The sequence below is a fragment of the Pandoraea sp. E26 genome (assembly GCF_000681415.1).
Classification (GTDB): domain Bacteria; phylum Pseudomonadota; class Gammaproteobacteria; order Burkholderiales; family Burkholderiaceae; genus Pandoraea; species Pandoraea pnomenusa.
In genome coordinates this window covers 672,167-685,337 of record NZ_AYXJ01000009.1, presented here as the reverse complement: position 1 = coordinate 685,337, position 13,171 = coordinate 672,167, and the positions used below count along the sequence as shown (strand labels likewise).

Genomic DNA, 13,171 nt, shown 5'->3' with positions numbered 1-13,171 from the left:
TCATGCGAATCGCGGGAAGCGCCGGAATCGCCGGAAGCGCCGGAATCGGAGGAAGGGCCGGCTCAATCGACGATGAATAGCCTTGCGCCCGATTTCGTATACGACTGATGCGCTTCCGCCCCGTCTCCTACCTGGTAGCTCATGCCCGGAGTCAGGACGAACTTGCGTCCGTCTTCCAGCGTGGTTTCCAGCTCGCCATCGAGGCAAAAGAGAATGTGCCCCTTGTGGCACCAGTGATCCGCCAGATAGCCCGGCGAGTATTCCACCATCCGTACGCGGATTTGATTCGGCGCCTCACCAAAATGACGGGTGCGCCAGTAGGCGACGCCGGTTTCCCCACGGTGCTCGGTTTTCTCGACGTCCGCCCATTGCGTCGTGCCGAACGCAAATGCATCCATTTTCATTCTGTAGCCTCCGGTTGATGTCGCGAGCGCGTGCGTTCGTGCCTGAGCGAACGCGTCGCGCGGACGTCACGCTGCGTTTCATTCGATCGATTCGCGACGACAGAGATTACTACACGAATGCTGCGCCGGCTCTCGGCCGGGTCGGCGAATACGCACGATCTTGCGAGATGACGATGTTGCGTTGTCCGTCGGTCTTGCCAATGGGCGAATGTCGTAGCGCTTAGTCGGTGAGTGCCCGCCGAGGATGTCGTCGAACGGCGGGCGCTCACGCAAACTCAGACGTACGGTGCCAGGCCGTTGCCGAGCGACCAATTGGCCTTTTCCACCTCGATGAGGCTCACGAAAACGTCCTCCGGCCGAATGCCGGGGCTTTGGCTGAGCAACTCCGCGGTCCGTTTGAACAGCGCCAACTTCTGGTCGAGGGTTCTCGTGTTGTTGGCGGTGATCTGGATGAAGACGAGATCGTCGCTTCGGGCGATGCCGAGATACGACGGGCTGTAGCGGAAGTTTGGGGCATCGTGCTCCGTGATAGTCATGAATTGATCGTCTTCGGGCACGTTGAACGTTTCGTGCATTGCGCGACAAACGTTGTCGAGGATGGCCTGTCTGTAGGCTTCCGACTTTCCGGCGCGTAATGCGACATGGGCGAGTGGCATCGGGGGCTCCTTTTTGCGTGAGGGGTCAGCGGGAAGCCAAAGATTAAGGGCTATCTGTTATATTGAAAATCTATTAATTCTAATTTCAAAAATAAGAATTTGAAATGATTCAGCGTCCTCTCGATCTTGATGCCGTCCAGGCTTTTGTTCACATTGCGGAGCTCGGCAGCTTTACGCGGGCGGCGGAAGCGATGGGGGCGACGCAGGCCGCTGTCAGTTTGAAGCTGCAACGACTGGAGGAAAGGCTCGGCTGCCGGTTGGTCGAGCGCACGCCGCGGCATGTCGAGTTGTCGTCGCAGGGGCTTTCGTTCCTCGAAAATGCCCGAGAACTGCTGGAGGTTCACAATCGCGCGCTTGCCGGGTTTGCGCAGCGTCGGCAGCGTCTTGTTATCGGAATCAGCGACCATGTCGCGGGGCCGGATCTTCCGTCGTTGATCGCGCGCATGAATGCGCAGAATCCGCAGTTGCTGATTGAGATTCGGATTGGTTCGTCGGGTGATTTGCTTCAACGGTTCGACCGGCGGGAGCTCGACGCGGTGATCGTTCGTTTTCACGCGGATCGAAGCGACGGAGAAACGTTGGCGGACGAGACATTCGGATGGTTCGCTGCGCCGACGTGGGAGCCTCGTACAGGCGAGCCCTTGCCGCTCGTCACGCTGGCCGAGCCGTGCGGCGTGCGCGCGATGGCAGGTCAGGCGCTCGATGCGGCGGGGGTGCCGTGGACCGAGGCGTTCGTTGGCGGCGGCGTTGCAGCCGCTGCGGCGGCCGTCGTGGCCGGGCTTGGCGTTGCGGCATTGGCGCCTCGGATGTTGCCTATGGGCGCTGTGGACGTTGGCGCGAGGCTTGGGCTTCCGGATCTGCCGCGGTTGCCGGTGGTGCTTCACTCGCGGGTGAGCGACAGCCGACAGCGCGACGCCCTCGCCACGCTCGCCGCGGCGTTCAGGAGCGTGGTGCGGAGGTGAGGGATGTGGCGTCGCGCACGCCGTTCGGGCCGAACCGGTGGTGGCGCAAACGTATGCGACGATCAATGACCGCGAATGCCAGTGAGGGCTACCGTTAAAACCAGGAAATTCTGGCGGAGGCGGTGAGATTCGAACTCACGGAAGGGTTACCCCTTCGCTGGTTTTCAAGACCAGTCCATTAAACCACTCTGGCACGCCTCCGAGGCGTTGCGCACGACGGGCTGTCGCGGCACAGGCGCCGTCCGACGGGACGGCTGGGGATGCGTGCGGTCCGGGAAGATTCGGCGTCGGGTGCCCAACGCAGACCGGTACCGCACGGCAGCCGGCATTATACCCGCTCATCACGTCGTGTGAAGCTACCTTCTCACCGAAATCACCTCGCACCCCGCTCAAATCCTAGTGTTTCCCCCGGACACCCCTTGTTTTGTCCGCCTCCGGCATGCATCATGCTTCAAGACGTGCGGTGAACGCCCTTCGCGTTCCCGTGCGAGGCCAGACATGACCCGGAGACAGCGCATGGATGCCGACACCTCCCGCGCCCACGCCAAAGAGACGTCGAATGACGCCAGCGGTGAACGCGCGACCGACGGGCAAACCGCCCAGACCGCACAGCCTTTCGCGTGGCAGATTCCCACGCTCTACAACATCGGCGTCGACGTATGCGACAAGTGGGCCGATGGCACGAATCGCCTGGCCCTCATTCACGAAAGCGCCGACGGCTCGCACGTGCGCCTCACGTTCGATACCCTCAGGCAACTCTCGAATCAACTCGCCAACGAATGGCGCGCCAACGGCGTCAAGACCGGTGACCGCATCGGCATCTTCCTGCCACAGTCGCCCGCCACGCTCGTCGCCCACGTTGCCGCCTACAAGCTCGGCGCCATCGCCGTGCCGCTCTTCACGCTCTTCGGTCCCGAAGCGCTGGCCTATCGGCTACAGAACTCCGGCGCAACCGTGCTCGTGACCGACCTCGCGAGCGTCGGCAAGATCGACGACATCCGCGCCGAATTGCCCGATCTGCGCCTGGTCTATGTCGTGCACGACGACCTTCCCGAAGCGCACCATCACGTGACGGACGACCAGGACTGGGGCGTGGCCGAAGACGGCCTGCTCGCACTCTGGCCGGCCATCGCCTCGCGTGACGCGCAATTCGAACCCGTCCAGACCCGCGCCGACGCGCCGGCGCTGATCATCTACACCTCCGGCACGACCGGCAAGCCCAAGGGCGCACTGCACGCGCATCGGGTCCTGCTCGGCCACCTGCCCGGCGTCGAAACGTCGCACAACGGGTTTCCTCAGGCGGGCGACCTCATCTGGACGCCCGCCGACTGGGCCTGGATCGGCGGACTGCTCGACGTGCTGCTGCCCGCGCTGCACCACGGCGTGCCGGTGCTCTCGCGCCGCTTCGAGAAGTTCGATCCCGTCGCCGCCTTCGACCTCATGGCGCGCCACGGTGTGCGCAACACATTCCTCCCGCCCACGGCGCTCAAAATGCTGCGCACCGTGGCGTCACCGCGCGAGCACTGGCCCCTGCAACTGCGCTCGGTCGCCAGCGGCGGCGAGTCGCTCGGCCCTGAACTGCTGGCCTGGGGGCGCGAGCATCTCGGCGTCGAGATCAACGAGTTCTACGGCCAGACGGAATGCAACATGGTGGTGTCGTCGTGCGCAGCGGAATTCCCGGCGCTGCCCGGCGCCATCGGACGCGCAGTCCGCGGCCACGACGTCACCATCGTCGACGACGACGGCAAGCCGCTGCCCGTGGGCGCCGTCGGCAACATCGCAATCGCACGCCCCAACCCGGTCATGTTCCTCGGCTACTGGCACAACCCCGACGCCACGATGGAAAAGTATCGCGGCGACTACCTGCTCACAGGCGATTCGGGATTCGTCGACGAACAGGGATACATCACCTTCACCGGGCGCTCGGACGACGTGATCACCAGCGCCGGATATCGGATCGGTCCCGGGCCGATCGAGGACTGCCTGATCCGCCATCCGTCGGTGCAGTTCGCCGCCGTGATCGGCGAGCCCGACGCGCTTCGCACGGAAATCGTGAAGGCCTTCATCGTGCTGCGCGAAGGCTACGAGCCGTCCGACACGCTCGCCAGGGAAATCCAGGACTTCGTGAAGCACCGCCTCGCGGCGCACGAATACCCGCGCAAGGTCGTCTTCCTGCCGGAGCTGCCGATGACCGTCACCGGCAAGATCATTCGAAAGGCATTGCGGGAGATGAGGACGGCGCCGGGTTGATTCCGGCGCCGGCGAGGATCACGCCGGGTCGCGATCGAGGAACATGCCCTGCAGGTCGTTCAGGAAACGCTGTCCGAGCTCGGTCGGCGCGATGCGCTGCGGATCGTCGACGATCAATCCCTTCGCGACCGCCTCGCGCAGCGCCTTCGCGATGCGCGCCATCGGCAGCCCGGTCCGATCGGCGAACAGCTCGCTCTTCACGCCGTCGGTCAGTCGTAACGCGTTGAGCATGAACTCGAAGGGCAGGTCGCGCGCGTCGACCTCCCGTTCTTCCTGAATCGCATTGCCGGCGGCCGCCGCTTCCATGAACCGCTGAGGATGCTTGTGCCGGATCTGGCGCAACACGCGGTGCGGGAACGAGATCTTGCTGTGCGCCCCCGCGCCGATGCCGAGATAATCGCCGAATTCCCAGTAATTCACGTTGTGCTTCGCGCGCCGATGCGCTCGCGCATAGGCCGACACCTCATAGTGCCCGTAGCCGGCCGCGGCCGTGCGCTCGGCGATCCAGTCCTGCATGTCCGCGGCGGTGTCGTCGTCGGGCACGGTCGGCGGATACTTGTGGAATTGTGTATTCGGCTCGAGCGTCAGGTGATAGAGCGACAGATGCGGCGGCGCGAACGAGAGCGCCGTCTCCACATCCTGCCGACACTGCGCCAGCGTCTGGTTCGGCAGCGCGAACATCAGATCGAGGTTGAAGTTTTCGAAGTTCGCCTGCGCGATCTCGATGGCGTGGCGCGCTTCGTCGCCATCGTGAATGCGCCCGAGCGCCTTCAGATGCTCGCTGTTGAAACTCTGGATGCCGATCGACAGGCGATTGACGCCGCTCGCGCGGAAGCTGCGGAACTTGTCCGCCTCGAACGTGCCGGGATTCGCCTCCATCGTGATTTCGGCGTCGGCGTCGAGCGGGAGCAGGGCGCGCAGGTCCGAGAGCAGCCGGTCGAGGCCGGCTGCCGAGAGCAGGCTCGGTGTGCCCCCGCCGATAAAGACGGTGTGCACCGGACGTCCCCACACCAGCGGCAGCGCCTGCTCCAGATCCTGGCGCAGGGCGTCGAGATAGGCTTGCTCCGGAAACGCCTGCGCACCCCCGTCGCCGCGCCATTCATGTGAGTTGAAGTCGCAATACGGACACTTGCGCACGCACCACGGAAAATGCACGTACAACGACATCGGCGGCAATGCCGGAAGACTGATCTGGCCGGGCCGCAGGAAGGTCTGCACGGGCAACGTGGAGTGACTCATACCGCTTACGCCTCCCGGCCCAGCTTCTCGAGCAGCACGCGCAGGGCGCGGGCACGATGGCTATGGGCGTTTTTCACGGCGGGGTCGAGTTCGGCGGCGGTCTGATCCAGCGAGCGAATGAGGAAGTGCGGGTCGTAGCCGAAACCGTGCGCGCCGCGCGGCGTGTCGACAATCTCGCCGTCCCAGCGCCCCTCGGCAATGATCGGCTGCGGGTCGTTCGCGTGACGCACGAGCACCAGTGCGGCGAAGTAATACGCGTCGCGATAGCCGGGCGTATCGGCGTGCGGGGCGAGTTGCTCGATCAGGTGACGATTGTTCGCGGCGTCGGATTTCTCGCGCCCGGCGCGAGCCGCATAACGCGCGGAATACACGCCGGGCGCACCGCCCAGAATCGGTACGCACAGGCCGGAGTCGTCGGCCAGCGCGGGCAGGCCGGTTGCCGCGGACGCGTGTCGAGCCTTCGCGAGCGCGTTTTCGATGAAGGTGACGTGCGGCTCCTCTGCCTCGGAAACGCCTAGCATGCCCTGCGGAATCAGCTCGATACCCAGCGGCTCGAACAACGACGCGAATTCGCGCAGCTTGCCCGGGTTGTTCGACGCCAGCACGATCTTCTGCATCGCCATCGTCAGGCTCCCAGCGCGCGCTTCTGCGCGTCGATCAACTGACGAATGCCGGCGTCGGCCAGATCGAGCAGGGCGTTGCTCTGCGCGCGTGTGAAGGGCTCGCCCTCGGCCGTTCCCTGGATTTCGACGAAGCCGCCTTCGCTCGTCATGATGACGTTCATGTCGGTGTCGCAGGCGGAGTCTTCCGCGTAGTTCAGGTCCAGCACCGGGTGCCCCTGGTACAAACCGACCGACACGGCGGCGACGTGCGCGCGAATGGGCGACGATTCGAGCTTGCCCTCGGCAATGAGTTTCGAGACGGCGTCGTGCGCCGCCACGAAGGCGCCGGTGATCGACGCGCAACGCGTGCCGCCGTCGGCCTGGATCACGTCGCAATCGATCTGGAGGGTGCGCGGGCCGAACTTCTCGAGATCGAACACGGCGCGCAGCGAGCGGCCGATCAGGCGCTGGATTTCCTGTGTGCGTCCGCTTTGCTTGCCGCGTGCGGCCTCACGGTCGCCGCGCGTGTGCGTGGCGCGCGGCAACATGCCGTACTCCGCGGTGAGCCAGCCCTGTCCGGAGTCGCGCAGGAATCCCGGCACTTTCTCTTCCACGCTGGCCGTGCAGATGACCTTCGTCTCGCCACATTCGATGAGCACCGAGCCTTCGGCGTAGCGGGTGTATTGGCGGGTGATGCGCACGGGGCGCAATGCGTCGAGCGCACGGCCGTCCGGTCGGGTGATGGGCGTCATGTGTGGGTGTCCTGCGAGGTGAATGGATGCGGCAATACCCGAATGGTATCGCTAAACGCCGCAACCTTGGCGGCACGCGCCGCCGCCGCGCGCCGATTCCTGAGCGAAGGGCCGGAAAATGCGATAATCGCGGTTCATCCATTGCATGCGAATCCGGTCGCCGCCTTGCCCCGTTGAGAATCCGTCACGCGGCCGTGGCACCGGTCACCCCGATGAAAGACAACAACATCTACAGTATGACCGGCTACGCCAGCGTCACGCGCGACATTGCGCATGCCGATGGAGCCGCAGGCGCGAGCGTGTCGGTCGAATTGCGCACGGTCAATTCGCGCTTTCTCGATCTGGCATTTCGCATGCCCGAGGAAGCGCGTGCGTGCGAGCCCGTGCTGCGCGAATCGCTCACCGCCAAGCTCTCGCGCGGCAAGGTCGACATCCGCATCAACGTGCAGCGCCCGGAGAGCGGCACGAGCGGCGCGCTCAACCTCGACGCCGTGAAGCAACTCGCCGATCTCGAACAACAGGTGCTCAAGCTTTTCCCGGATGCGGAGCGCATGCGCACCGGCGAAATCCTCCGCTGGCCCGGGGTGCTCGGTGAGGAGTCGGTGACGGCCGAAGCGCTGCGCGACGCCGTAATCGATGCCGGGCGCGCCGCCATCGGCGAGCTCGTCGAAGTGCGCAGGCGCGAAGGCGCCCAGCTCAAGGTCAGCCTGATCGAGCGCATCGAGAAAATGGAGACGATTCTCGTCGACCTCCAGCCGATGGTGCCCGATTTGATCGCGCGTCACCAGCAGAAGATCGTCGATCGCTTGCAGGAAGCGCTGGGCGTCGTGGTGCCGGAAGGATCGGCCGCGCCCGGCAAGGACGAAATCGCCGAGCGCATCCGTCAGGAAGTGACCATGTACGGCGTGCGCATCGACGTCGCGGAAGAACTCACGCGGCTCGACGCTCACCTGAAGGAAACCCGTCATGTTCTCGAGAAGGGGGGACTGGTCGGAAAACGGCTCGACTTCATGATGCAGGAGCTCAATCGCGAAGCGAATACGCTCGGCTCGAAGGCGGCCTCGAAGGAACTTGCCGATGCGTCGATGGAGCTCAAGCTCTACATCGAGCAGATGCGAGAGCAAGTGCAGAATCTGGAGTAACCCGCATGTCCTCGCCATCCCAAGCCCCGCAAACCCCGATGCACGCCGTGTATCCCGGCAACCTGTTCATGGTGGTCGCCCCCTCTGGCGCGGGCAAGTCGACACTCGTGAACGCGCTGCTCGCGCAGGACGATGAAATTCGCCTGTCGATCTCGTGCACGACGCGCGCACCGCGTGCGAACGAGGAAGAGGGCGTGCATTACAACTTCATTTCGGTCGAACAGTTTCTCGAGCGTCGCAAGCGCGGCGAGTTTCTCGAAAGCGCGGAAGTGCATGGCAACTATTACGGCACGTCGCGCGTGTGGATCGAAGACCAGATGCGCGAAGGCCGCGACGTGCTGCTGGAGATCGATTGGCAGGGCGCGCAGCAGGTGCGCAAGCGCTTCTCGAACGCGGTCGGCATCTTCATTCTTCCGCCGTCGATCGCCGCGCTCGAGGAGCGCCTGAAAAAGCGCGGCACCGACGAGCCCAACGTGATCGCGCGACGCCTGCTCGCCGCCGGCGGCGAGATCGCCCACGCGCCCGAAGCGGACTTCATCATCATCAACGACGACTTCCAGCGCGCGCTCGCGCAGTTGCAGTCGGTATTCACCGCGACACGACTGCGTTTCCCGTCGCAATATGCGCGGCACAAGACACTGTTCACCGACCTGGACATCCACGCACCGAACGAGCCCCAGTAACCCCTTCGCATTCATCGGCGGCGCTTGCGTTTTGCGCGGGTGTTCGCCGGCTGCGATAGAATACGCCCTATATCTAGAAGGAACCTCCTTATGGCCCGAATTACCGTTGAAGACTGCCTGAAAAAGATCCCGAACCGCTTCGAGCTGGCGCTCGCCGCGACGTATCGCGCCCGCCAACTGGCGCAGGGTCATACGCCCAAGCTCGAGAACAACAAGGACAAGCCGACCGTTGTCGCGCTGCGTGAAATCGCAGCGGGTCAGGTGGGCATCGAGATGCTCAAGAAAGTGCCGGTCTGATCGGGAGACCGCACTGATGCGATGTGACGTTCCGGGCCGCTCGACGATGCAGGTACACGTATGAGTCATGCGAAATCTCCGGCCGCGTCCATCGCTGCGGATGAACCCAAAGCGGGGGAGCCGAAGCCCGAACGCAAGAAAAAGAAGGGCGAAAGCGCCACGCGGCAGTACATCGACGCGCTGCTCGAGCAGTCGTACCGGCATCTTTTCGGTCCGACGGCCACGCCCGAGCAGCCGCGCAAGCACGAGGTCGTCTCGATCGCCCGTCTGAAGGGCATGCTTGGGGAATACCTCAAGGAAAGCGACCTCGCGCAGATCAAGGAGGCATTCCAGTTCAGCGACGAAGCCCACCTGGGCCAGTATCGCCAGAGCGGACAGCCTTACATTACCCATCCCGTCGCCGTTGCCGAAATCTGTGCCGAGTGGAAACTCGACGCGCAGTCGATCATGGCCGCGCTGTTGCACGACGTGATGGAAGACCAGGGCGTGACGAAGGCCGAACTCGCCGAGCGATTCGGGCCGAAGGTCGCGGAGCTGGTCGACGGTCTGTCGAAACTCGACAAGATGGAGTTTCGCAGCCGGGAAGAGGCGCAGGCCGAGAGCTTTCGCAAGATGCTGCTGGCGATGTCGCGCGACGTTCGCGTGATCCTCGTCAAGCTTGCCGACCGGCTGCACAACATGCGCACGCTTGGCGTGACCTCGACGGAGAAGCAGCGCCGTGTGGCGCGCGAAACGCTCGACATCTACGCGCCCATCGCCCATCGTCTGGGCCTGAACAACACCTATCGCGAGCTGCAGGACCTGAGCTTCGCGAACTATTACCCGCGTCGCTACGCTGTGCTCGACAAGGCCGTGAAGGCCGCGCGCGGCAATCGGCGCGAGGTCGTGAGCAAGATTCTCGACGCCGTCGAGAAAGCCCTGAAGGACGGCGGCGTGAGCGCCGACGTCTTCGGACGCGAGAAGACGCTCTTCAGCATCTACAACAAGATGCAGGAAAAGCAGCTGTCGTTCTCGCAGGTGCTGGATGTCTACGGTTTCCGTGTCGTGGTCGAGTCCAACGCGCAGTGCTACCTGGCGCTGGGCGTGTTGCACGCGCTGTACAAGCCGGTGCCGGGCAAGTTCAAGGACTACATCGCCATCCCGAAGGTCAACGGCTACCAGTCGTTGCATACCACGCTGGTCGGCCCGTTCGGGACCCCCATCGAATTCCAGATTCGCACGCGCCGCATGCACGAGATCGCGGAAGCGGGCGTGGCGGCGCATTGGCTGTACAAGAACGGCGGCGCCGACATGAACGACGTGCAGAAGCACGCGCATCAATGGCTGCAGTCGCTGCTCGACATTCAGAGCGAGACGGGCGATTCCACGGAATTTCTCGAACACGTCAAGGTCGACCTGTTCCCCGACGCCGTCTACGTCTTCACGCCCAAGGCGCGCATCATGGCGCTGCCGCGCGGCGCCACCGCGCTCGACTTCGCCTACTCGGTGCACAGCGATCTGGGCAACCAGTGCGTGGCCGTGAAGATCAACAACGAGTTGCTGCCGCTGCGCACGGAGCTCAAGAACGGCGATATCGTGGAAGTCATCACCGCGCCTTATTCGAAGCCGAACCCGGTGTGGCTCGGTTTCGTGCGCACCGGCAAGGCGCGCTCGGCCATTCGCCATTACCTCAAGACGATGCGCTTTGCCGAATCGGTGCAGCTGGGCGAACGCCTGGTCGAGCAGGCGCTCAAGGGGTACGGCCTGACGATGGCAGAGATTACCCCGGAGATCTGGGACAAGCTCGCGCAGTGGACGGGCAACAAGGATCGACAGGACATTTTCGCCGACATCGGTCTCGGACGCCGTGTGGCCGCCGTGCTCGCCAAGCGCCTCGCGGTGCTTTCGTCGGGCAAGGAAAGCGAGAACGACACCGACAGCCCGGACGATGCGGACTCGCCGCGCAACGGCGAGGAGACCGTCGGGCCGCCAGTGCTCATTACCGGCACGGAAGGCATGTCGGTGCAGTTCTCGTCATGCTGTCGTCCGATTCCGGGTGACGCCATCATGGGCTACATCGGCATCGGGCTGGGCATGGCGATTCATACGACCGAATGCCCCGTGGCGCGTCGCATCCATCGCAAGGACCCCACGCGCTGGATCGACGTGGCATGGGCGCCGCAGCCTGGCCGCCTGTTCGACGTGGGCATCAAGGTGCTGGTGCGTCACAACCGTGGCGTGTTTTCTCGGGTCGCGGCCGATATCACGGCGTCGGACGCCAACATCGTGCATATCGGAATGGACGAAGTGGTGCCCGACGAATCCGCCACGCTGCGATTCCTCATTCAGGTCAGCGACCGGGTGCATCTGGCCAACGTGATGCGGCGCGTGCGCGTGAACCCGGATGTCATGCGCGTGGCGCGCGAGCGGCCGAGCGAGCGTCACCAGGAAGAGGTGCGAGCCAATCACGCCATGCGCATCACGCGCGAGCGCGGCGACTACTGACCGACGGCGGTCGTCACTCGGACGGCGGCGGATATCGCACGTCGAGAATCTCGATCTGATCGAGTCCGGCCGGCGTGCGAAGCGGTACGGTGTCGCCGACCTTCGCCTTGGTGATGGCGCGAGCGATCGGCGAAATCCAACTCACGTGACCCCGTTCGAGATCGACCTCGTCGATGCCGACGATCATGATCGTGTGCTCGTCTCCCTTGCCGTCGGCGTACGTGACTTCCGCGCCGAAGAACACCTGATCGACATTCTCCTGACGACGCGTGTCCACCACTTCGGCGTTGTCCAGCCGACGTGTCAGGAAGCGGATGCGCCGGTCGATTTCCCGCAGGCGCCGCTTGCCGTAGATGTAATCGCCATTTTCCGAGCGGTCGCCGTTGGACGCCGCCCAGGACACGATCTTCACCACCTCCGGGCGCTGATTGTCGATGAGGTCGAGCAACTCGTCCTTCAGGCGGCGGTAGCCCGTCGGCGTGATGTAGTTCTTGGTGCCCGGTGGAATCGGCGGGGCGCCGGCGTCGAGATCGTCGTCGTCGTCGCCGGTGTCTTCCTTGACGAAGGCCTTGTTCATAAGCGGATGCACGCGTCACGCGTGCGGGTAATGTCATGGGATTCCTGCATTATAGGATCGATGGGCGCGGCGCATGTGCGCAGCATGCGCCGCGTCGCGGCAATCATGCGCAGGTGTCATGGAGCCGGCCCGCAATGTCCTCTACAATCGCTTCACCCAGTCCCCCAAGACCGCAGGAGAAATGCGCCATGACCGATTCCACGAGCCCCTTCCTTGCCGTACTCAAGCCGCACACGAGCGACATCGGCGCCTTCACCGTGCAGCGCAGTCTGCCGAGCCTGCCGTTCAAGACGGTCGGGCCATTCATCTTTTTCGATCACATGGGGCCGGCCACGCTCGCGCCGGGGCAGGGCATGGACGTTCGCCCGCATCCGCACATCGGTCTGGCCACGGTCACGTATCTTTTCGACGGCGAAATCTGGCACCGCGACAGTCTCGGCAGCGATCAACGCATCACGCCGGGCGCCGTGAACTGGATGACCGCCGGGCGGGGCATCGTGCATTCCGAGCGTACCCCGGACGACGTGCGCGAGCGCGGCGGCGACGTGCACGGCATCCAGACGTGGGTGGCGCTGCCGCAGGCCGACGAAGAGGCCGAACCCACGTTTGCGCACCACGAGGCGTCGTCGTTGCCCGACATCTTCCAGCCGGGCGTGCACATGCGTCTGATTCTGGGAACGGCCTTCGGTGAGACTTCGCCGGTGAAAGTGTTTTCGCCGATCTTCTACCTGGCCGTCGACATGGCTCCCTGTGCCGCGTTCGTGCTGCCGCCCGAGTATGCCGAGCGCGCGGTCTATACCGTCGAGGGCGAAGTGACGATCAACGACGAAGTGCTGCCCGAGCAGCGCATGGGCGTACTCGCGCCCGGGACCGACGCGCGCATCGTGGCGGGCGATCGACCGGCGCGGCTGATGCTGCTCGGCGGCGCGCCCCTCGACGGCGATCGCTTCATCTTCTGGAACTTCGTGTCATCGAGCCGTGAGCGGATCGAACAGGCCAAGGCCGCATGGACGGCCCAGCAGATGGGCAAGGTCCCGGGCGAGACGGAGTGGATCCCGCTGCCAGAGCGCAAGCCGGCGGCATCCTGAGGCTTCCCGGGGAATCGCTAGCCAGCGTGCGCGTC

The 13,171-nt window shown here is 64.3% G+C and carries 13 protein-coding genes and 1 tRNA gene; 7 read left to right on the top strand and 7 right to left on the bottom strand.

What is annotated here, in order from left to right; all coding sequences use genetic code 11:
- Positions 1–62: 62 nt before the first annotated feature.
- Positions 63–404, bottom strand: coding sequence for a DHCW motif cupin fold protein (locus tag W930_RS0108560; RefSeq protein WP_023871662.1), 342 nt, complete (start codon positions 402–404; stop codon positions 63–65).
- A 275-nt stretch (positions 405–679) separates the two neighbouring features.
- On the bottom strand, positions 680–1,060 hold the full coding sequence (locus W930_RS0108555; protein ID WP_023871661.1) for a tautomerase family protein: 381 nt from the start codon (positions 1,058–1,060) through the stop codon (positions 680–682).
- Between the two features lie 104 nt (positions 1,061–1,164).
- Between W930_RS0108555 and W930_RS0108550 the strand changes: the two genes are divergently transcribed.
- Positions 1,165–2,022, top strand: a complete 858-nt coding sequence (locus W930_RS0108550; RefSeq protein ID WP_023871660.1) for a LysR family transcriptional regulator — start codon at positions 1,165–1,167, stop codon at positions 2,020–2,022.
- Between the two features lie 111 nt (positions 2,023–2,133).
- Here the strand turns inward: W930_RS0108550 and W930_RS0108545 are convergent.
- A tRNA-Ser gene (locus W930_RS0108545) sits at positions 2,134–2,223 on the bottom strand.
- 315 nt (positions 2,224–2,538) lie between these two features.
- Here W930_RS0108545 and W930_RS0108540 point away from each other — a divergent pair.
- Complete coding sequence (locus tag W930_RS0108540) at positions 2,539–4,272, top strand: acyl-CoA synthetase (RefSeq protein ID WP_023595423.1); 1,734 nt, start codon at positions 2,539–2,541, stop codon at positions 4,270–4,272.
- Positions 4,273–4,290: 18 nt separating this feature from the next.
- On the opposite strand, the gene hemW is transcribed toward W930_RS0108540, so the two are convergent.
- The 3 genes from hemW to rph are packed head-to-tail and all read right to left on the bottom strand — an operon-like array spanning position 4,291 to position 6,865.
- On the bottom strand, positions 4,291–5,511 hold the full coding sequence (gene hemW / locus W930_RS0108535) for a radical SAM family heme chaperone HemW (protein WP_023871659.1): 1,221 nt from the start codon (positions 5,509–5,511) through the stop codon (positions 4,291–4,293).
- Between the two features lie 5 nt (positions 5,512–5,516).
- A complete protein-coding gene (rdgB, locus tag W930_RS0108530) occupies positions 5,517–6,134 on the bottom strand; it encodes an RdgB/HAM1 family non-canonical purine NTP pyrophosphatase (protein ID WP_023595425.1) in 618 nt (205 codons plus the stop codon).
- A 2-nt stretch (positions 6,135–6,136) separates the two neighbouring features.
- Positions 6,137–6,865: a ribonuclease PH gene (rph, locus tag W930_RS0108525; RefSeq protein WP_023871657.1), complete on the bottom strand. Its 729-nt coding sequence runs from the start codon at positions 6,863–6,865 to the stop codon at positions 6,137–6,139.
- Positions 6,866–7,077: 212 nt separating this feature from the next.
- Here rph and W930_RS0108520 point away from each other — a divergent pair, with 212 nt between their 5' ends.
- The 4 genes from W930_RS0108520 (at position 7,078) to W930_RS0108505 (ending at position 11,471) form a co-directional block, all read left to right on the top strand.
- Positions 7,078–8,007 carry a YicC/YloC family endoribonuclease gene (locus W930_RS0108520; protein WP_023595427.1) on the top strand — a complete coding sequence of 310 codons (930 nt, stop codon included), beginning with the start codon at positions 7,078–7,080 and terminating at the stop codon, positions 8,005–8,007.
- A gap of 5 nt (positions 8,008–8,012) precedes the next feature.
- Positions 8,013–8,690 carry a guanylate kinase gene (gmk, locus tag W930_RS0108515; RefSeq protein WP_023871655.1) on the top strand — a complete coding sequence of 226 codons (678 nt, stop codon included), beginning with the start codon at positions 8,013–8,015 and terminating at the stop codon, positions 8,688–8,690.
- Positions 8,691–8,780: 90 nt separating this feature from the next.
- Positions 8,781–8,987, top strand: coding sequence for a DNA-directed RNA polymerase subunit omega (rpoZ, locus tag W930_RS0108510; RefSeq protein ID WP_023595429.1), 207 nt, complete (start codon positions 8,781–8,783; stop codon positions 8,985–8,987).
- 60 nt (positions 8,988–9,047) lie between these two features.
- Positions 9,048–11,471, top strand: coding sequence for a bifunctional (p)ppGpp synthetase/guanosine-3',5'-bis(diphosphate) 3'-pyrophosphohydrolase (locus W930_RS0108505; protein ID WP_023595430.1), 2,424 nt, complete (start codon positions 9,048–9,050; stop codon positions 11,469–11,471).
- Positions 11,472–11,484: 13 nt separating this feature from the next.
- On the opposite strand, the gene greB is transcribed toward W930_RS0108505, so the two are convergent.
- Positions 11,485–12,048: a transcription elongation factor GreB gene (gene greB / locus W930_RS0108500; RefSeq protein WP_023595431.1), complete on the bottom strand. Its 564-nt coding sequence runs from the start codon at positions 12,046–12,048 to the stop codon at positions 11,485–11,487.
- Positions 12,049–12,236: 188 nt separating this feature from the next.
- Here greB and W930_RS0108495 point away from each other — a divergent pair, with 188 nt between their 5' ends.
- Positions 12,237–13,136, top strand: coding sequence for a pirin family protein (locus W930_RS0108495; protein WP_023871654.1), 900 nt, complete (start codon positions 12,237–12,239; stop codon positions 13,134–13,136).
- Positions 13,137–13,171: the final 35 nt, after the last annotated feature.